This window comes from Isoptericola luteus (genome assembly GCF_020297055.1).
GTDB classification, from domain to species: Bacteria; Actinomycetota; Actinomycetes; order Actinomycetales; family Cellulomonadaceae; genus Isoptericola; species Isoptericola luteus.
This window is the reverse complement of the sequence record NZ_JAIXCQ010000001.1, coordinates 34,137-53,566: the sequence shown is the minus strand read 5'-3', so window position 1 is coordinate 53,566 and position 19,430 is coordinate 34,137. Positions and strand designations below refer to the sequence as shown.

Below are 19,430 nucleotides of genomic sequence, written 5' to 3'. Positions count from 1 at the left end.
AGGGGGTATTCATGAGTATGCGGAGCCCCGCATGAATTTCGCCAACCGATTCAGCATGACGTCGGTCACGCCCAGGCGGGACGCTGTCACCATGAACCCCGCACCGACGCGCGACATCCGATCCTGATCGGCGGCAGCGGGGAGAAGAAGACCCTGCGCATCGTCGCCGAGCACGCCCACGTGTGGCACTCGTTCGGCGACGCCGCGACCCTGGCGCGCAAGAGCGCGATCCTCGACGAGCACGGCAGCGCCGTCGGGCGGGACACCGCCGCGCAGGTGGAACGGTCGGTGGCGGTCTCGCGGCCGCCGTCCGAGGTCGCCGACGACCTCGTCGCCGCGGGCGTCACCCTGTTCACGACGGGCGTCGACGGACCCGACTACGACCTGGGCCTCACCCAGGAGTGGGTGGCCTGGCGCGACGCGCAGAGCTGAGCTTCCGCGGTCGTCCCCGTCGAGCGCCGGCCACCCCCGTCGAGCGCCGGCGCCTCCCGGCGTGCCGGGGGGCCCGGTGCTCCCTATGCTCCGAAGATGATCAGGTTCCTGATTCGCGCAGGCATCTTCCTGCTGGCAGCGGCGGTCGGCATCCTGCTGACGGACTGGATCTTCGGGGCCTTCGACCTCGAGACGTTCAACGTCGTCTGGTCCGAGCCGCTGGGCTTCGTCGTCGCGGTGCTCGTCTTCGCGCTCGCGCAGGCGATCCTGTCCCCGTTCCTCGCCAAGGCGGCGCAGAACAACGCCCCGGCGCTCGTGGGTGCGGTGGGGCTGCTCTCGACGTTCGTCGCCCTCATCCTCGCCGTGCTGCTCACCGACGGGCTGGAGGTCGCCGGTGCCGCGGGCTGGATCCTCGGGCCGGTCGTGGTCTGGCTCGTCGGCATGCTCGCGGCGTTCCTCCTGCCCCTCGTGCTCCTCAAGAAGGGCGTGGAGCGGGTGCGCGAGAACGACTGACGCCGAGATGGAGAGGGGCGGACCGCACCGGTGCGGTCCGCCCCTCTCTATCTCGGCGGGGAGCCCTCTCTATCTCGGCGGGGAGCCCTCTCTATCTCGGCGGGGAGCCGAGGTGAGGTCCGCGTCACGTGTCGTGGACGATGACCGAGCCCTCGTCGCGGGTGTCGTCCTCGCCGCCGGGCGGCAGGTCGTCGCGCTCAGGGCGCGCCCGCAGGGCCAGGATGCTGACGACGAGGCCGCCCCACACGATGAGCAGGGCCAGGATCATGAGCAGGATCGCGGGAGTGGTCATCGCGCGGCCTCCTTCGAGGTCGTCGTCGCGGACGACGAGGGGAACGGGGGCCAGGCGACGAAGTCCTCCGGGTCCCGGCGCCAGCGCGGCAGCGAGAGGGCGATCGCGCCCACCACCAGCACCACGAGCGTGCCCCAGCCGACGTACAGGAGATAGGTCGGGTCGTAGCCCTCGTAGGGCTCCTCGACCAGGGTGATGATCCGCTCCACCAGCATGTAGGCGAGGACCGCCGGCACGATGACGCCGACGCACGCGTACCACCACCGGCCCACCTGGAACGTGGAGATCGCGTTGACGTGGTACCGCAGCTCCGGTCCGCGGCGCAGCGCCCAGACGATGAAGACGCACATGAGCACGGCCGACGCCACGATGCCGATGTTGTTGGACCAGTTGTCGATCGTGTCGAGCGCGAACAGGCCGGTCGTGGTCGAGAAGCCGACCACCGACAGCACGGCGCAGACCACGCCGATCCACAGTGCCGCCGTCTGACGGCGCAGCGCGAACTTCTCCTGGAAGGACGCGGAGACCACCTGCAGGATCGAGATCAGCGACGTGAACCCGGCCATCGCGAGCGAGCCGAAGAACAGCGCGCCGAACAGAGGCCCGGCCGGCATCTGCGAGACGACGGCGGGGAACGTCACGAACGACAGGATCGGGCCGGAGATCCCCTCCAGGTCGCCGACGGCGACGCCCTGCTCGTGGGCCAGGAAGCCGAGCGCGGAGAACACGCCGATGCCGGCGAGCAGCTCGAACCCCGAGTTCGAGAACGCCACCACGAGACCGGGGGACGTGAGGTTCGCCCGCCGCTTCCGGTAGGAGGCGTACGTGATCATGATGCCGAACGCCACGGACAGCGAGAAGAAGATCTGGCTGTAGGCCGCGATCCAGACGTTCGGGTCGCCGAGGGCGGTCCAGTTCGGCGTGAAGAACTCGTTGAGGCCGTCGACCGCGCCGTCCAGGAAGAGCGAGCGCACCACGAGGATGCCGAACGCGACGACCAGCAGCGGGAGGAAGACGACGTTCGCGCGCTGGATGCCCTTGGCGACGCCCGCGACGAGCACCACGATCGCGGCGAGCCACACCAGCACCAGCGGGATCAGCACCGCCGGCACGAAGTCGAGGGTGAACCAGGCCCCGCCGTTCGCCGTGTCGGAGAGCTGCAGGTAGTCGCCCGTGAAGAAGCCCGCGGTGTCGTCGCCCCACGAGAGGTCGAACGAGTAGACGAAGTAGCTCAGCGCCCACCCGATGATCGCGGCGTAGTAGATGGCGATGACGAAGCAGATCATCACCTGGAACCAGCCGAGCGTCTCGAGCCACCGCTTGACGCGGCGGAAGACCGTGGGCGGGCCGCCCCGGAACCGGTGCCCCAGCGCGTAGTCCAGGAAGAGGATCGGGATGCCCGCGGTCAGCAGCGCGATGACGTACGGGATGAGGAACGCCCCACCGCCGTTCTCGTACGCGACGCCCGGGAAACGCCAGATGTTGCCGAGCCCGACGGCCGAGCCGATCGCGGACAGGATGAAGCCGACCTGCCCGCTGAACTGCTCCCGTGGGGGATGGTTGCCTGATGTGGTTGGTGCGCTCACAGGTGACGAACCTCCATGGTGATCACCGCCGCGTCAAACGTGTCTCACGAGCGATGATGCGCGCATCCGGCCCTCTCGGCATCCGAAGCCGGCCCGGCGTGCCGCGGATCCGACGGCGGATCGGCGTCGTCGTACCGCCGTCCGCGGGCGACGCCGGTCAGTCGGCGAGCAGGCGCCCCACGAGGCCCCCGCGCAGGCGACCCTCCGGGTCGAGCCGGTCGGCGAGCTGCCGGAAGTCCGCGAACCGGGGGTACAGCTCCGCCTGGTCGCGCGCGTCGACGGTGCTCACCTTGCCCCAGTGCGGCCGCGCACCCAGCGGCATCAGCGCCCGCTCGACGTCGGGCAGCACGGCCAGCACCTCGGCGGGCCGCGACAGCCAGGTGAAGTGGAAGCCCACGGACGGCTCGTCGAACGGGCTCAGCCACAGGTCGTCGGGCGCGATCGTGCGGATCTCGCTGGTCTGCAGCAGCGGGCCCACCGTGGCCGAGATCGCGCGCATCGCCTCGACGGCGGCCCCCAGCTTCCGCCGCGGGAACAGGTACTCCGACTGGATCTCGTCGCCCGCCGACGGCGTGAACTCGAGCCGGAAGTGGCTCAGCCGGTCGTTCCACGGCCCCGCGACGCCGAGTTGCTCGGTGCACGCCGCCGGGTCCACGCCGGGCAGCGGGTGCACGGGCGCGCCGGCCCACGACCGGACGGAGGCCGGCACGTCCGGGCGGTTCCCGCCGTCGGCCCCCGCCAGCGACTTGAACCACACGTGCCGCACGTCCGGCTCGTCCCAGCTCGTGAAGGCGCTCACCGAGTACGCCGACCCGGTGATCGCGTCGAAGTCGCTCACGAACGCGTCCCACGGCACGTGGGCCGCCACGTCCTGCCGCACGGCGTAGGTGGGCACGGTGAGCAGCTCCACCCGCGTCACGACGCCGAGCGCGCCGAGGGACACCACGCAGCCGCCGAACACGTCCGGGTGCTCGTCGCGGGTCAGGCGCCGCAGCTCGCCGTTCGGCGTCATGAGCTCCAGGCCGACGACAGAGCTCGCGAGACTCTGGTTCGCGTCGCCAGACCCGTGCGTCGCCGTGGCGACCGCACCCGCGATGGAGATGTGCGGCAGGGAGGCCAGGTTCCCCAGGCCGCGGCCCGTGGCGTGCAGGCCGCGCGACACCTCGCCGTACCGCAGGCCGGCGTTGACCGACACGACGCCGGTCGACTCGCCGTCGGGCGTGAGCGGGTCCACCGCCGGGCGGCCGTCGTCGAGCGCGTCCACCTGGACGTGCACGCCGTGCGTGTCCGCGACGTCGTTGAACGAGTGCCGCGAGCCGAGAGCGCGCACGGGCTCGTCACCCGTGAGCACCTCCGCGAGCTGCTCGAGGCTGGTGGGGCGCACGAGCTCCCGCGCCGAGTACGTGAGGTTGCGAGCCCAGTTCTGATGCACGATCACCACCCTGCCATCTGGGCGCGGACGACGGAATCCGCCTCCGGGGGGATCCTCGGTCGTCCTTCCGACCGACCTCAGCGCGCCAGGTAGGCGCCGAGCTCGGCCGACTGCTCGTCGAGCGCGGCGCGCTCCGCAGGCGTCGGGTCGCGCATCCACTGCACCTCGACGGGGTGCTCGGCGTCGACCGCACGGCCCGCTGGCCACCGCCAACGACCCGCGACGACGCCGTCCACCAGGACCGTGTGGACGAACGACCCCGTCCGGTCCGGCAGCGGCAGCGCGGGGTCGAGGACGACGTGCCGCGTCTCGCGGTAGGACAGGAGGAGCTCGTCGTACGCCTGGAGGAGGTCCACGACCGGGCCGGCGCGCGAGGGGACGGGGATCCCCGCGCCGGACCACCGCTCAGCGGTCTCGCGCGTGGCGACCAGCTCCAGGCCCTCCAGGTCGCCGGCGCCGGGCAGCCGCACCACCTCCCCCGCGTCCTCGAGCACCGCGAGCCCGCGGCGCAGGGCGCTGACGGTGATGTCGCTCCACAGGCGCAGGTCGTTCACCGTCGCGAAGGCGCGCGCCGGCAGGTAGCGCCGCCACAGCTCCAGCACGGCCTCCTGGGCGTCGTACCGCTCGCCGAGCGGCCCGTACCCCGACGGGACGCGGTCGTCGAACGCCGCATAGGTCTGGTGCTGCGTGGGCCGGCCCTCCGTGGGCGGTCCGCTGATGACCAGGCGGCCGATCTCGGCCCGGATGAGCACGTGCGTGAACACGACCCCCGGCGCGTCCGCGGCCAGCAGCCCGCGAGCGACGAGCGCCTCCTTGAGCTCGGCGCGGGTCCGCGGCCCGTCGGCCACCTCGGCCGCGACGGCGTCGACGCCGGGGCCCAGGTCGCCCATCCCCCAGCTCCGCTCCGTGGACGCCACGAGCCGTGCCACGCGCTCGCCCGTGAGCCGGACCAGCCAGCGGGCGTCGTCGGGCCGCAGCAGGTGCCAGGTGGGGCGGAGCACGTGCGTGCGCAGCACCTCGCCGGCGGCGAGCAGGGCGTTGGCCTCCGTGCGACCGGGAGACGACGTCGCGCCGGGAGACGGGGCGACCCGGCGCGACAGGCCCCACAGCGCGGGCTGCAGCTCCTGTCCCTGCACGGCCAGCAGGTGCGCGACGGCCGACGTCAGGTCCTGCGCGCCGCCCGCGACGTCCGGCCGCAGGTGCAGCGCGTCGAGGCGAGCCGCGCGCACCCGCGCGGAGTCGACGGCGGCGAATGTCAAGGTCATCCGAGGGCGGCGGGCGGCGGCGTCAGCCGACGCGGCCCGTCGGCTCCGACGCGTCGACGGGGATCCGGCCGCCCATGCCGACCATCTCCAGCACCTCGGACACGGCGTCGGACGGGTCGCGGAGGCGCACCGGCGTCCCGGTCTCCTGACCGAGCATGTACACCTGCAGGATGAAGGCGATGCCCGACGAGTCGATGAAGGTGACGTCGCGGACGTCGAGCACGATCGGGCGCACCGTGCCTCGCACCGCCAGCGCCGCCATGGCGTCGCTCGCGGCCTCGCGCAGCGCCGCGTCCACCTCGCCCCACAGGGTCAGGACGGTCGCGTCGTCGGAGTTGCGTGTCGAGATGCCCGAGCTGGGCTCCGGCTCAGTGCTGATGTCGATGTCCATGTCGTCGTGAAGCTCCCGTACGTGCGAATGCCGATCGGCGAGCGGGTCCCTCGGATATGGCTCCGAACAACGGGCCCGCGTCGAGTGTTCCCCCGCCGTGTGGATTCGTCCACCCTCACCGGGTGGCGTCCGTCCGCTGCCGGTCATGGTCTCACCCCCAGGGGCACACCTCATCCCGAGGGTTCCGGGTCCGTGACGTCGGCGACCTGGGCGCCGAGCACGCGCACCATCTCCGCGCCGTCGAGCGTGGCCGCCACCCCGTGCCCGCCGGCCCCGACCGAGACCTTGCCGGCGACGCGCAGGTCCGCGACCACCGGCCACGGTGTCGTCGAGCCGAACGGCGTGATCGTGCCGCGCTCGTAGCCCGTGACGTCCCGCGCGACGTCCTTGTCCGGCATCGACAGCCGGGTCACGCCCAACAGCGCCCGGAGGCGGGGCCAGGCGATCGTGCGGCCGCCCGGCACGAGGACGAAAAGGAAATCACCCTCGCCCCGGCGCACCACGATGCTCTTGACGATCTGTTCCGGCGACACGCCGCGGACCCGCGCCGCCTCCTCGAGGGATGCCACCCGGCCGTGCCGCACCAGCTCGAACGGGATCCCCGACGCCTCCAGCGCCTGCCGGGACCGCCGCTCGCCGTCCGTCTCGGTGCGCGGCCCGTCGGCAGCGGCCGGGCCGCTCATCGTGCGGCGCGCCGGGACGACGGCGTCACGCGTCGTCCTCGTCCTGCTTGGCCGCCAGGTCGTGGGCGGCGTCCGTGGCGCAGTCATTCTCGTCATCCGTACCGCAGTCGACGCCGTCGCTCTCCGGCTCCTCGCTCTCGGGCTCCGCCGCGTCGGTGTCCGTGCCCTCCGCGTCGGGATCCGAGGCCTCGGAGTCCTCGGTCTCCGCCGCCGCATCGTCCGTCGGGCACTGCTCGCCGCCTTCTGCTCCCTCGTCGCCCTCGTCGCCCTCGTCGCCCTCGTCGCCCTCGTCGCCCTCTTCACCCTCGCCGCCGTCCGCCGGGGGGTCGGTCGGCTCCGGATCGGACGGCTCCTCGGTCGGGTCCGTGGGCGTCGGGGTCGGGGTCGGAGTCGGCTCGGTCGGCTCCTCGGTCGGGTCCGTGGGCGTCGGGGTCGGCTCCTCCGTCGGCTCCTCCGTCGGCTGCTCGGTCGGGTCCGTGGGCGTCGGGGACGGAGACGGGGTCGACGGCTCGGTGGGGGTCGGGGCGGGCGTGGGCGCCGGCTTCGCGGGCGTCTTCTTGTCGGTGTCCTTGCCGGCGGGCTTCTTCGTGCTGTCCTGGGGCTTGTCCGCGCCGGTCCTGGAGGTGTCCTTGCTGCCGTCGTCGGACGGGGTGCCGGCCGGCTTCGTCGGACCGTCCTCACTCGCGTCCCGCACCCGCACGCCGACGTCGGAGGCGTTCTGCGCGCGGTCCGGGATGGCACCGGCGGCGAAGAACTCGAAGTGCCACGGCTCGGGCTTGGAGCCGTTCGGACGCGCCCACGAGGGGTTGTCCCAGCCGAAGTCGGGTCCGTGCACGCGCAGCCACACGTACTCGGCGGACGCGCCGCCCGCGATCGGGTTCGACAGGTCGACGGCGAGGCCCCAGCCGTGGTTCGACGTGCCGGGCACCGCGGCAAGGTGAGGCTTGGTGATCTTGAGCCGGACCTGCACCTCGAACGGGCGGTACGAGTCGGTCATCGGGATCGGGGACCCGAACTCCTTCTCGTACAGCTCGTTCAGGGCCGTGAGCTGATCGGCCGCGTCGCACCGCAGCATGTGGCCGGGGGCGAAGTCGAGGGGGCACAGCGCCGATGTCGGGATGCGTCCGTTCGCGAACCCGGACGTGCTGCCCGCGTACTTCGCGACGACGGCGCGCAGGCTCGCCGTGAGGACCGCCGCGCTCCCGTCGGCGCCGCCGGCCGGGACGATCGCCGAGACGCCGATCGCCGTCGACGGGTCGAGCAGCCCGGCGAGACGCGTCGCGGCGACCACGACGTCGTCGAACGTGACCTCGTCGGCCTCGTGGTCGCGTGCCTCAGCCTCGTCGTCCGCGAAAACCTCGCCGGCGGGAGCCTCGTCGTCCGGCTCCGCACCCTGGCCGAGGCCCACGACGCGGGCGACGGGCCGAACCGTGACCGGCGTCTGCGCCGGCGCCTCCGTCTCGGGCGCCAGCACCGGAGGCGCGAGCGACGCGGCCTGGTCCCCGTCGGACGGCGCCGCGAACGTGCGCAGCCCTTCCACGACGCTCTCCTGGTGGCCGAGGTAGCTGCTCAGGAGCATGCCCAGCTCGGCGGCCGCCTGCTCGATCTGCGGCGTCATCTCGACCCCGGCGTCGTGGGCGGCCAGCTCGGCGCGCTCGAGGACGTCCAGGACCTCGTCGACGGTCGTCGGCCGGTCGTTCGCCGACCCGATCATCCCGACGGACACGCCCTCGCCCGTCGGGCTGCCCGCACCCTGCGCGGGCAGCTCCTGGTCCGCGTGCAGCAGCGCCTGGTCGGAGGGCGAGCCGATCACCGGGAGTGCGACGAGGCCGACCGCGAGGAAGCCGGCCGCCATGCCGGAGCCGAGCAGGCGCAGCAGCCGCCGTCCGGACGTCCGCGACCCAGGGCGTTCCACCTGGTCAGCGCCTTGCGCAAGCGTCACGACCGCGAACCTCCCTTGGCCTCGATGCGGCAGCGCTCGCATCTTTGCACATCGGCCCGCGCACGGATGACGCGGGCGACCACATCGTGTTCCTACTGTGCGCCAGGCTGCCGCGCCATGCCACCCGCCAGAGCAGAATTCACTCAACGGTCATCGCGGGGTCAGCGGGTCCTGAACCCCTGGCCCGGCTCGACGAGCCCGCACTCGTACGCGGCGATCACGGCCTGCACCCGGTCCCTGACGGCGAGCTTGGCCAGGACGTTCCCGACGTGGGTCTTCACGGTCGTCGCCGACAGGACGAGACGTTCCGCGATCTCGGCGTTGGACAGCCCGTCCGCGATCCCGCGCAGCACGTCGAGCTCGCGGGGCGTGAGCGCACGCAGCCGCGGGTCCAGCCCGTCCCCCGCGGCGTCGCCGTCGTCCGGCTGCCCGGAGGGCAGGTGCCGCGCGAACAGGTCGAGCATGCGGCGCACGACGCGCGGCGCGACGACCGAGCTCCCCGTCGCCACCGTCCTGATCGCGTCGAGGAGCTCGTCGGGGCGCGCGTTCTTCAGGAGGAACCCGCTCGCCCCGGCGCGCAGCGCGGCGAACGCGTACTCGTCGACGTCGAAGGTGGTCAGCACGAGCACACGCACCGCCGGGTGCTCCGCGACGATGCGCCGCGTGGCCTCGATGCCGTCCATGCGCGGCATGCGGATGTCCATGAGCACGACGTCCGGGGCGAGCGCGGCGACCTGCTCGATGGCGCTCGCGCCGTCCGACGCCTCACCGACGACGTCGAGGTCGTCGGTGGACTCGATCACGAGGCGGAAGCCCATGCGCAGCAGCGCCTGGTCGTCCACGAGCAGCACCGTGGTCATCACCGGTCTCCTTCGTCGTCCTCGGGGCGGGGGTCGGTCCGTTCGTCCCAGGGCAGCACGACGCGGACCCGCCACCCGCCGCCCGCCCGGGGGCCGGCGTCGACACGCCCGCCGAGGAGCGCAGCCCGCTCCCGCATCCCGAGGATGCCGCGGCCGCTGCCACCACCGGACGGCGGCCGCGTGCCGCCGTCGTCGAGCACCTCCACCTCGACCGTGCCCGTGCCGCGCTCCACGGCGACGTGCACGCCGGACGTGCCGGGCGCGTGCCGGAGCACGTTGGTCAGGCCCTCGGTCACGATGCGCACGACGGCGAGGCGCAGCGAGGTGTCCGGCGGCAGCGGGGTGTCGAGGCCGCGCGCGGTCACGGGCAGCCCGGCGGCGCGGAACCGCTCGACGACAGCACCGAGGTCCGTCCCGACGGGCTCCGTCCCCGGGTCGGCGGGTGCGGCGTCGTCGTCACCGGGGTCGAGGGCGCCCAGCACCCGCTGCAGGTCCGACAGCGCCTCCCGGCCGGTGCGGGACAGCTCCCGCAGCGCCTCGCGGGAGCGCTCGGGCGCACGGTCGAGCGCGGCGCCCGCCCCGTCGGAGAGCGCCACCATGACGGAGACGCTGTGCGCGACCACGTCGTGCATCTCGCGGGAGATGCGGGCGCGCTCCGACGTGCGCGCGATCGCGGCGCTCTGGTCCCGGTCCCGCGCCATCGCCTCGTACCGCTCGACGATGTCCAGGGCGTGCAGGCGGCGGGCCCGCACCGCCGAACCGGCGGCGACACCCAGCACCAGGAGCGCCAGCAGGAGGGACACCGAGGCCGAGCGCCGGCCGGCCGAGAAGGGTGGCTCGTCGAGCTGCCGGGCCGGTTCGCCCGCGGGATCCATGATCGGCTCGCTCCACAGCAGGATCTCCGCGAGGCCGATCTCCTGCCACGACCACATCGCCACCGACAGCACGGCGAACACGGCCGCGCAGACGGCCCAGGCGGTCCCGGGGCTGCGGGCGTCCGCCACGGCGTACAGCGCACCCGCGAGACAGACCCCCAGCACCCCCAGCACGCCCGCGAGCGCGAGCGAGGCGGCGGACAGCGCCACCAGCGCCACGACGACCGCGAGCGGCCGTCGGCGACGCAGGGTCAGGAGGCCCGCACCGGCGACCGTGCCGGCCAGCGACGCCGCCGGCACCCGCCATCCGGCAGGGTCGCCCGGCCGGTACAGGCCGATGCGGGTGGACCCCTCGACGGTCTGCAGGGCGAGCGCCGCGGCGAACAGCCCGAGCAGCAGCACGAGCCCGAGGAGGGCCACGTCGGCGACCCACGGCCGGGACGCGAGCAGGCGCCGCACCGGGCCCTGGTGCTGCACCTGCCCCGCGGTGAGGGCGCCGGCCGCGCGGTGGGTCGTCACGTCCCCCACTCTCCCACCGCCCGTCACGACCGCTCCCCGCGCTCAGACGACGTCGCCACGGCGCAGCCGGAGCGCGGCGGCGGCGAGCAGGCCGGCCACCCACAGTCCGAGGACGACGCCCCCGCCCCACGGCCCGAGGTCGGGGCCGAGGCTCGCCGCGTCCAGGGACGCCAGCCCTGCGTCGTCGAGCAGCAGGCGCGACCCGGCGCCCGGCAGGAGGGCGCGGACCGTGTCGGTCACCCGACCCGGGTTCGTCGCGAGCAGGTGGTCCACGACGACGAGCAGCAGCGCGGCCGCACCGAACGCCGCCGCGGGACGGCGCAGCAGGGCACCGAGGCCGAGCCCCAGGAGGGCCACGCCCGTCAGCGAGAGCACGTACCCGGCGAGGACCCGGGCGGTCTCGCCGTCCCCGAGGTCGAGCGCCAGCCCCGAGCCCGCCCGCACGCCGGCCGTCGCCCATGCCGCCGCGGCGACGGCGGCGGCCGCGGTGCCGAGCGCGACGACGGCCGTCACGGCCACCTGCGCCGCGAGCACCGGCAGCCGCCGGGGGACGGCGGTGAACGTCGTCGTCGCGGTGCCGGCGCCGTACTCGCCCGCACCCACCAGCACGCCCAGCACCAGCGGTCCGAGCTGGACGAGCAGGTGCCCCGAGACGACCAGCGTGGCCCCGCTGCCGCCGTCCCCCGGCCGCAGGAACATCCCGAGCACTGCCGCGAGCGCCGCCGCTGCGGCGACGGTGGCCACGACGACCCACACCGGCGCGCGCAGGCCGGCCAGCTTGGTCCACTCCGAGGCGACCACGCGGGTCACGGTGACGCCGGCGTGCCCGGCGACCGTCCGCCTCACCGGGACTCTCACCAGGACTCTCACCAGGGCTCTCACCGGGACTCTCACCGGGACCCGGTCAGGTCCCGGCCGCGCAGGCGCGCCGCCGCCGCGGCCAGCGGCACGAGGATCCACGCGAGGAGGACGAGCCCGCCGCCCCACGGGCCGAGGTCGGGGGCCCCCTCGACACCGCCTGTCCCCGGCGGGGTCGCCAGGAGCGCGCCCGCGCCGCTCGGCAGCAGGGTGACGACGGTGTTGACCGTGTCCTGGAGGCTGGTGCTCCCCGCCGCGCCCGCCATCGGGTCGGTCCCGGCGTCGGCCGCCAGCACGAGCGCGATCGGCAGCACGAGGGCCACGGCGACCACGGCCACGACGGACGGCACCGGACGGCGCAGCAGCGCCCCGACCCCGAGGCCGAGCAGGGCAAGCCCCACGAGGAAGGCCACCATGCCCACCAGGACCTGCGGCGTCCCGTCCGACGTCAGGTCGAGGGCGATCCCTCGCGACGCGGCGGGCGGCAGGAGGGCGACCACGGCGGCGCCGACGGCCAGGAGGGCGGTGACCAGCGCCACCGCGGCCGTGACGAGGGTCTGGGCCGCGAGGACGGGGAGCCGGCGCGGGACCGCGGTGAACGTCGCGCGGTACGTGCCGGAGCCGAACTCCCCCGTCCCGACGAGGACGCCCAGGATCAGGGGGCCCACCTGGGCGAGCACGAGGCCCGCCGTGAGCGAGTCGATCGGGTCGAACCCCGGGTCCACGGACGACGCGTTCGCGGCGGCGTACGTCAGGAGGCCGGACACCACGACGGTGGCGACGACGATCGCGGCGGGGCCACGGAGGCCGGAGAGCTTGGTCCACTCGGAGGCGACGACGCGCCGCAGGGTCACCGTCATCGGACGTCACCGCCCCGGTACTGCACCGCGCCGGCGGTGAGCTGCAGGTAGGCCTCCTCGAGGGATCCGCCCTCGGTGCCGTCGACGAGCTCGGGCACGGTCGCGTCCGCGAGCAGCCGGCCCTGGCCGATGACGACGACCCGGTCGGCGCACAGGGCGAGCTCGTGCATCAGGTGGGAGGAGAGCAGGACGGTGCGGCCCTCGGCGGCGAGGCGGCGCACCAGGTCGCGCACCCACAGGACACCGTCGGGGTCGAGCCCGTTGACCGGCTCGTCGAGGATCAGCGTCCCCGGGTCGCCGAGCAGCGCGCCGGCGATGCCGAGCCGCTGGCCCATGCCGAGCGAGAACGTGCCCGCCCGGCGGTGCGCCACGGCCTCGAGCCCGGTGAGGGCGATCACCTCGTCCACGCGGGACCGGGGGATGCCGTGGGTGCGCGCCTGCGCCAGCAGGTGGCGGAACGCGGTGCGCCCGGGGTGCGCGGAGCGGACGTCGAGCATGACGCCGACGGTGCGCAGCGGTGCGGCGAGCTCGGCGTACGGGCGGCCGTCGACCGTCGCCGTGCCGGACGTGGGCCGCTCGAGGCCCACGATCATCCGCATCGTCGTGGACTTGCCCGCGCCGTTCGGCCCGAGAAACCCCGTCACCGCCCCGGACGGTGCCGTGAACGTCAGCCCGTCCACGGCCGTGGTGGGCCCGTAGCGCTTGGTGAGCGCCGTCACTGAGATCATGCGTCCTCCTGGTGTCGGCGGCGTGCGTCGGTGTCGTGCCGCCCGTCGTCGTCGACGGTAGGGACGCACCGCACGGCGCCGTCACCTGCGCACGGCCGAGATCGGCGGCCGCACGACCTCCTCCTCGAGGAGGAGGTCGTCCACCCGAGGGCCCCCGGCACAACGTTGTGAGCGGGCGTCTGGCCCGGTTCGGAGTCCCGAACCGGGCCAGACGCCCGCTCACAACGACCTCAGGGTCAGCCGCGCGCGGTGGCCTCCGCCAGCTCACGCTCGGCGGGCGCCTCGGCGGCGTCCGCGGACTCCGGCTCGTCGTCGGCGAACAGGTGCTCCGCCGACGCGGCGCGGAACCGCTCGAGGTCGAGGATGCCCTCGCGCTTGGCGACGATCGTCGGCACCAGAGTCTGGCCCGCGACGTTCACCGCGGTGCGGCCCATGTCGAGGATCGGGTCGACGGCGAGCAGCAGCCCGACGCCCGCGAGCGGCAGCCCCAGCGTCGACAGCGTCAGCGTGAGCATGACCATCGCGCCGGTGAGGCCGGCGGTCGCCGCCGAGCCCACCACGGAGACGAACGCGATGAGCAGGTAGTCCGTTACCGACAGGTCGACGCCGAAGATCTGCGCCACGAAGATCGCCGAGATCGCGGGGTAGATCGAGGCGCAGCCGTCCATCTTGGTGGTGGCACCCAGCGGCACGGCGAACGACGCGTACTCGCTCGGGACGCCGAGGTTGCGCTCGGTGACGCGCTCCGTCACGGGCAGGGTGCCGATCGAGGAGCGGGACACGAACGCGAGCTGGATCGCCGGCCACGCGCCGCGGAACCAGGACAGGACGCTCAGGCCGTTGACTCGCAGCAGCACCGGGTAGACGACGAACAGCACCAGGGCGAGGCCCACGTAGACCGCCGCCGCGAACGACGCGAGCGAGCGCAGCGACTCCCAGCCGTACGTCGCGACGGCGTAGCCGATGAGGCCCATCGTGCCCAGCGGTGCCAGGCGGATGATCCACCACAGCACCTTCTGCACGATGGCGAGTGCGGACCGGTTGAACGCCAGGAACGGGTCCGCCTTGGCGCCCGACTTGAGCGCCGCGATGCCGATGACGAGCGCGACCACGAGGATCTGCAGCACGTTGAAGCTCACGCCCGTCTCGGCGCTGAGCGCGCCGTCGGCGCCCGCCTCGACCGACGTCGAGGCGCCCAGGCCCAGCACGTTGCTCGGGATCAGGCCGTTGAGGAAGTCCAGCCACGTGCCGGTGCGCGACGGCTCGGCGGCGTCCGCCGTCGTGAGCGTCGTGGTGTTGCCGGGCTGGAACACGAGGCCCAGGCCGATGCCGATGGCCACGGAGATCGCGGCGGTGATCGCGAACCACAGCAGGGTCTGGCCGGCCAGGCGGGCGGCGTTCGTGACGGTGCGCAGGTTGGCGATCGACGCGACGATCGCCGTGAAGATCAGCGGCGGCACGATCGCCTTGAGCAGGGTGACGAACGACGAGCCGATGGTGTCGAGCGTCGTGGTCAGGCCGTTGGGCGTCTCGCCGTCGGCCTGCGGGCCCAGGGCCAGGGCCGCCCAGCCGAGCAGCACGCCGAGCACCAGGCCCAGCAGGATCTGGACGGAGAACGAGGGAAGACGCAGTCCGCGGGCACGCGCAGACGTGCCGGGGATCTTCGCCGTGGAGGTGCGGGACACGAGGGAACCTTTCGCCTCTGGTGCCGGGTGGCACCGGGGATGGCGGCGCGCAAGGGTAGGGGCGCCGTCGGGCAGGGGACGTCGTCCGGGGACGACGGGCGCACGGACGCGTGCGGCGGGCGCTCACAGGCCGGGGCGGTCGGGGCGGCGCGGTCGTCAGGGGACGACGGCGGTCACCGAGGACCAGGGATCGGCAGGCGCCGGGGTGCTACGCCGTCGGCGTCGACGGCGGTCAGCGAAGGGTCAGCGACACAGCGCGCTGGCGACGCGACGGAAGTCGACATCGAGGCGCGCGGTGAGGAGGTTCCTCACGGGGACGCTGACGGTCACGGGATCTCCAACGGAGTCGTGGGCGATACGGCGCGGGCCGGTGACCCGCGGACACGAGGAGGCTAGCAGCGTCGAGGCGCCGATGCTCCCCCACGTGACCGTCGTCATACGCCGACGTACTGTCGCCGGGTGAGCACCCCACCCCTGCCCCACGACCCGCTCTGGCCGCGTGCGGGCGGCTGGCCTGGTCCGTCGCCGGACGCCGCCACCCCCGGGCCGACGGCCGACCTCGCGCTGCTCGGCGTCGGGACGTGGCGCACGTCTCTGTCCGCGACCGGCGCGCACGCCACGCCTGCCGCCGTGCGGGACGCGCTGCGGCGGTACGGCCCCGCCCTGGTGCGCGGCCCGGGCGGCGACCCCGTCGACCTGGGCGCCCTGGCCGTCGTCGACCACGGCGACGTCCACGAGCCCGACGGGCCCGACGGCGAGGCGCGGGCGCGCGACGCCGTCGCCGCCGCGCTCGCCGGGGCACGGGCGTTGGTGGCGCTCGGGGGCGACAACGCGCTCACCGTGCCCGTCGCGCTCGGGGCGTGGGGCGAGACGCTGGCGACGGCCGGGCTGGTCACCTTCGACGCCCACCACGACCTGCGCGACGGCGTCTCCAACGGCTCGCCCGTGCGCCGGCTCGTCGAGGCGGGGCTGGACCCGTCCCGCGTCGTGCAGGTCGGGATCGCGGACTTCGCGAACTCGGCGGCGTACGTGCGGCGGGCGCGGGACCTGGGGATCACGGTCGTGACGCTCGACGACGTGCGGCGCGCGGGTGGTCGGGACGGCATCGGCGGGCTCGACGACCTCGTCCGCGAGGCCCTCGACGTCGCCGGCGCTGCGGGCGGGCCCGTGCACCTGGACGTGGACGTCGACGTCTGCGACCGGTCCGTGGCGCCCGGGTGCCCGGCCAGCGTGCCGGGCGGGCTCGCGGCGTGGGAGCTGCGCGCGCTGGTGCGCGCCGCCGCGCAGGACGAGCGCGTGCGGTCCGTCGACGTCGCCGAGGTGGACGCCACCGCCGACGCTCCCGACGGCCGCACGGTGCGCCTCGCGGCGCTGTGCGTCCTCGAGGTCCTCGCCGGCGTCGCCCTCCGCCGAGACAGCGAGGCCACCCCGCCGAGATAGAGAGCCCACCCTGCCGAGATAGAGAGGCCTGACGACTCTCTATCCCGGCGCGGTTCGACCGGACCGGCCCACCACCTGGTGGCCGTCCCTCCAGACCGCGTGCACCAGCGGCACGCCGGGGCGGTACGCCAGGTGCGTGCGCGACGGCGCGTCCAGGACCACGACGTCGGCGCGGGCGCCACGGCCCAGGTGCCCGACGTCGTCACGACGCAGGGCACGCGCGCCGCCCGCGGTGGCGGCCCAGACGGCCTCCGCCACGGTCATCCCCATCTCCCGCACGGCGAGCGCCACCATGAGCGGCATCGACGACGTGTAGCTCGACCCGGGGTTGCAGTCGCTGGCGATGGCGACCACCGCCCCCGCGTCGAGCAGCCGCCGTGCGTCGGGGTACGGGTGCCGGGTGGAGAACTCGACCCCGGGCAGCAGCGTCGCGACGGTCCCCTCGCCGTCCCGCCACGAGCCCGCGAGCGCCGCGACGTCGTCGTCCGACAGGTAGGTGCAGTGGTCCACGGACGCCGCACCGAGCTCGACGGCGAGACGCACGCCCTGGCCCGGGCCGAGCTGGTTCGCGTGGACCCGCACGCCGAGGCCCGCGGCGGCGCCTGCCGTCAGCACCCGCCGCGCCTGCTCGGGGGTGAACGCGCCGATCTCGCAGAAGACGTCGACCCACCTCGCGTGCGGGGCGCAGGCGGCGAGCATGTCACCGGTGACGAGGTCGACGTACGCGTCGCGGTCGGCGGGTGCGTCCCCCGCGGACCGGGTCGGCACGACGTGCGCGCCAAGGAACGTCACCTCCTCGGTGACCTCGCGGGCCAGCCGCACGGACCGCTCCTCGTCGGCGACGTTCAGCCCGTAGCCGCTCTTGACCTCGAGCGTCGTGGTGCCCTGCGCCAGCGCCTCGGCGACGTGCCGGCGCAGGTTGGCTCGCAGCGCGTCGTCCGACGCCGCGCGCGTCGCCGCGACCGTGGTGCGGATGCCGCCCGCCGTGTAGAGGCGCCCGGCCATGCGCGCCTCGAACTCGGCGGACCGGTCGCCCGCGAACACGAGGTGCGTGTGGCTGTCCACGAAGCCGGGGACGACGGCGCGGCCGTCCACCTCGACGACGCGGTCCGGCGCGCGCCCGAGCACGCGCTCCACCCCGGCCGCGCAGGCGCTCTCCGGGCCCGCCCAGGCCACGCGGCCGCCGTCGAGCAGCAGCGCGGCGTCGCGGACGACGCCGGTCGGGTCGTCGGGGCCGACGGCGCCGTCGGTCCCGGGCGCGTTCGTCGTCAGCTCGCCGATCCCGAGGATCAGCGTCGCATCCCCGGGATGTTCGACCTCCGGCACGTTCAGTCCTCCCGCTGCGGCTCGGTGACCCCTGTGACCCCGGTGACCCCGGCGTCCCCCGCCTCCAGCATGGGCACGCGCAGGCCGCCGCGCTCGGCGGCGGCCGTGGCGTCGTCGTAGCCGGCGTCGACGTGCCGCAGCACGCCGAGCCCCGGGTCGTTCGACAGCACGCGCGCCAGCTTCACGGCGGCCAGCGGCGTCCCGTCCGCCACGGAGACCTGCCCGGCGTGGATCGAGCGACCCATCCCGACGCCCCCGCCGTGGTGCAGCGACACCCAGGTCGCGCCCGACGACGCGGCGGTGAGAGCGTTGAGCAGCGGCCAGTCCGCGATGGCGTCGGAGCCGTCGGCCATGCCCTCCGTCTCCCGGTACGGGGACGCGACGGAGCCCGCGTCGAGGTGGTCGCGGCCGATGACGACCGGCGCGCTGACCTCGCCCGACGCGACCAGGTCGTTGAACGCGAGGCCCGCCCGGTCGCGCTCGCCGTGGCCGAGCCAGCAGATGCGCGCGGGCAGCCCCTGGAACGCGACCCGCTCCTGGGCCGCGCGGATCCACCGGTGCAGGTGGTCGTCGTCAGGGAAGAGGTCGAGCACGGCCCGGTCGGTGGCGGCGATGTCGCGGGGGTCCCCCGACAGGGCGGCCCAGCGGAACGGCCCCTTGCCCTGGGCGAACAGCGGCCGGATGTACGCGGGCACGAAGCCGGGGAATTCGAAGGCCCGGTCGTAACCGCCGCTGCGGGCCTCGTCACGCAGGGAGTTGCCGTAGTCGAACACCTCGGCGCCGGCGTCGAGGAAGCCGACCATGCCCTCCACGTGCCGAGCCATCGACTCGCGCGCCCGGTCGGTGAACTCCTCCGGCTTGGCGGCGGCGTAGTCGGCCCAGGCGTCGAGGTCGACGCCGAGGGGCAGGTACGACAGCGGGTCGTGCGCGGACGTCTGGTCCGTGACGACGTCCACCTCGACCCCGCGCTCCAGCAGCTCCGGCACGACGTGCGCGCTGTTGCCCACGACCCCGACCGACAACGCCCGCCTCGCGGCACGCGCCGCCGAGACCCGGCGCACGGCGTCGTCGAGCGAGTCCGCGACCTCGTCGAGGTAGCGCTCGCGCACCCGCCGCTCCAGGCGGGACCGGTCGACGTCGACCACCAGGCACACGCCGCCGTTGAGCGTCACCGCCAGGGGCTGCGCGCCGCCCATGCCGCCGCAGCCGCCGGTGAGCGTCAGCGTCCCGGCCAGGGTGCCGCCGAACCGCTTGGCCGCGACGGCGGCGAGCGTCTCGTAGGTGCCCTGCAGGATGCCCTGCGCGCCGATGTAGATCCACGAGCCGGCCGTCATCTGCCCGTACATCGTCAGGCCCTGGGCCTCGAGGCGGCGGAACTCGGGCCAGGTCGCCCAGTCGCCGACGAGGTTGCTGTTGGCGATCAGCACCCGGGGCGCCCACTCGTGGGTGCGCAGCACGCCGACGGGCTTGCCGGACTGGACCAGCAGGGTCTCGTCGTCGGCGAGCGTCGTCAGGGTGCGCACGATGGCGTGGTAGCTCGGCCAGTCGCGCGCGGCGCGGCCGGTGCCGCCGTAGACGACCAGGTCGTCGGGTCGCTCCGCCACCTCGGGGTCGAGGTTGTTCATGAGCATGCGCAGCGGCGCCTCGGTCTGCCAGCTGCGCGCGGTGAGGGTGGTGCCGCGCGGTGCGCGCACGGGGACCGGGGTGCCCCGGTCGTACGTCGTGGGGTGGGACATCGGTGTC

General features: G+C 74.4%; 18 protein-coding genes. 3 read left to right on the top strand and 15 right to left on the bottom strand.

What is annotated here, in order from left to right; genetic code table 11:
* The first annotated feature begins 48 nt into the window (after positions 1-48).
* Together LEP48_RS00245 and LEP48_RS00240 are read left to right on the top strand one after the other, a co-directional pair.
* On the top strand, positions 49-432 hold the full coding sequence (locus LEP48_RS00245; protein ID WP_225564085.1) for an LLM class flavin-dependent oxidoreductase: 384 nt from the start codon (positions 49-51) through the stop codon (positions 430-432).
* 96 nt (positions 433-528) lie between these two features.
* Positions 529-945, top strand: coding sequence for a phage holin family protein (locus LEP48_RS00240; RefSeq protein WP_225563509.1), 417 nt, complete (start codon positions 529-531; stop codon positions 943-945).
* A gap of 124 nt (positions 946-1,069) precedes the next feature.
* On the opposite strand, the gene LEP48_RS00235 is transcribed toward LEP48_RS00240, so the two are convergent.
* The 13 genes from LEP48_RS00235 to LEP48_RS00175 form a co-directional block, all read right to left on the bottom strand.
* Positions 1,070-1,237: a methionine/alanine import family NSS transporter small subunit gene (locus LEP48_RS00235; protein WP_225563508.1), complete on the bottom strand. Its 168-nt coding sequence runs from the start codon at positions 1,235-1,237 to the stop codon at positions 1,070-1,072.
* Positions 1,234-2,823 carry a sodium-dependent transporter gene (locus LEP48_RS00230; RefSeq protein ID WP_225563507.1) on the bottom strand — a complete coding sequence of 530 codons (1,590 nt, stop codon included), beginning with the start codon at positions 2,821-2,823 and terminating at the stop codon, positions 1,234-1,236. The genes LEP48_RS00235 and LEP48_RS00230 overlap by 4 nt, the downstream gene beginning before the upstream one ends.
* A gap of 157 nt (positions 2,824-2,980) precedes the next feature.
* The gene (locus LEP48_RS00225) at positions 2,981-4,255 is read right to left on the bottom strand and encodes an FAD-binding protein (RefSeq protein WP_308009939.1); all 1,275 of its coding nucleotides are present in this window, start codon (positions 4,253-4,255) and stop codon (positions 2,981-2,983) included.
* A gap of 77 nt (positions 4,256-4,332) precedes the next feature.
* Positions 4,333-5,520, bottom strand: a complete 1,188-nt coding sequence (locus tag LEP48_RS00220) for a winged helix DNA-binding domain-containing protein (protein WP_225563506.1) — start codon at positions 5,518-5,520, stop codon at positions 4,333-4,335.
* Positions 5,521-5,542: 22 nt separating this feature from the next.
* A complete protein-coding gene (locus LEP48_RS00215; protein ID WP_225563505.1) occupies positions 5,543-5,911 on the bottom strand; it encodes an STAS domain-containing protein in 369 nt (122 codons plus the stop codon).
* 170 nt (positions 5,912-6,081) lie between these two features.
* Positions 6,082-6,594 (bottom strand): aminoacyl-tRNA deacylase, encoded by a 513-nt coding sequence (locus tag LEP48_RS00210; protein ID WP_225563504.1) that lies wholly within the window; start codon positions 6,592-6,594, stop codon positions 6,082-6,084.
* A gap of 25 nt (positions 6,595-6,619) precedes the next feature.
* On the bottom strand, positions 6,620-8,509 hold the full coding sequence (locus LEP48_RS18645; protein ID WP_225563503.1) for a M15 family metallopeptidase: 1,890 nt from the start codon (positions 8,507-8,509) through the stop codon (positions 6,620-6,622).
* Positions 8,510-8,697: 188 nt separating this feature from the next.
* Positions 8,698-9,396: a response regulator transcription factor gene (locus LEP48_RS00200; protein WP_225563502.1), complete on the bottom strand. Its 699-nt coding sequence runs from the start codon at positions 9,394-9,396 to the stop codon at positions 8,698-8,700.
* The gene (locus LEP48_RS18640; RefSeq protein ID WP_225563501.1) at positions 9,396-10,790 is read right to left on the bottom strand and encodes a sensor histidine kinase; all 1,395 of its coding nucleotides are present in this window, start codon (positions 10,788-10,790) and stop codon (positions 9,396-9,398) included. Before LEP48_RS18640 ends, LEP48_RS00200 begins: the two co-directional genes overlap by 1 nt.
* Before the next feature lie 42 nt (positions 10,791-10,832).
* Positions 10,833-11,636: a hypothetical protein gene (locus LEP48_RS00190; protein ID WP_225563500.1), complete on the bottom strand. Its 804-nt coding sequence runs from the start codon at positions 11,634-11,636 to the stop codon at positions 10,833-10,835.
* A gap of 44 nt (positions 11,637-11,680) precedes the next feature.
* Positions 11,681-12,508, bottom strand: a complete 828-nt coding sequence (locus LEP48_RS00185) for an ABC transporter permease subunit (RefSeq protein ID WP_225563499.1) — start codon at positions 12,506-12,508, stop codon at positions 11,681-11,683.
* The gene (locus LEP48_RS00180; protein WP_225563498.1) at positions 12,505-13,236 is read right to left on the bottom strand and encodes an ABC transporter ATP-binding protein; all 732 of its coding nucleotides are present in this window, start codon (positions 13,234-13,236) and stop codon (positions 12,505-12,507) included. The genes LEP48_RS00185 and LEP48_RS00180 overlap by 4 nt, the downstream gene beginning before the upstream one ends.
* 236 nt (positions 13,237-13,472) lie before the next feature.
* A complete protein-coding gene (locus tag LEP48_RS00175) occupies positions 13,473-14,921 on the bottom strand; it encodes a dicarboxylate/amino acid:cation symporter (RefSeq protein ID WP_422723783.1) in 1,449 nt (482 codons plus the stop codon).
* A gap of 459 nt (positions 14,922-15,380) precedes the next feature.
* Here LEP48_RS00175 and LEP48_RS00170 point away from each other — a divergent pair, with 459 nt between their 5' ends.
* The gene (locus LEP48_RS00170) at positions 15,381-16,361 is read left to right on the top strand and encodes an arginase family protein (RefSeq protein ID WP_225563497.1); all 981 of its coding nucleotides are present in this window, start codon (positions 15,381-15,383) and stop codon (positions 16,359-16,361) included.
* A 39-nt stretch (positions 16,362-16,400) separates the two neighbouring features.
* On the opposite strand, the gene hutI is transcribed toward LEP48_RS00170, so the two are convergent.
* The gene (hutI, locus tag LEP48_RS00165; protein WP_225563496.1) at positions 16,401-17,687 is read right to left on the bottom strand and encodes an imidazolonepropionase; all 1,287 of its coding nucleotides are present in this window, start codon (positions 17,685-17,687) and stop codon (positions 16,401-16,403) included.
* 2 nt (positions 17,688-17,689) lie between these two features.
* Entirely contained in the window at positions 17,690-19,423 is a 1,734-nt protein-coding gene (gene hutU / locus LEP48_RS00160; RefSeq protein WP_225563495.1) for a urocanate hydratase, read from the bottom strand.
* Positions 19,424-19,430 lie beyond the last annotated feature (7 nt).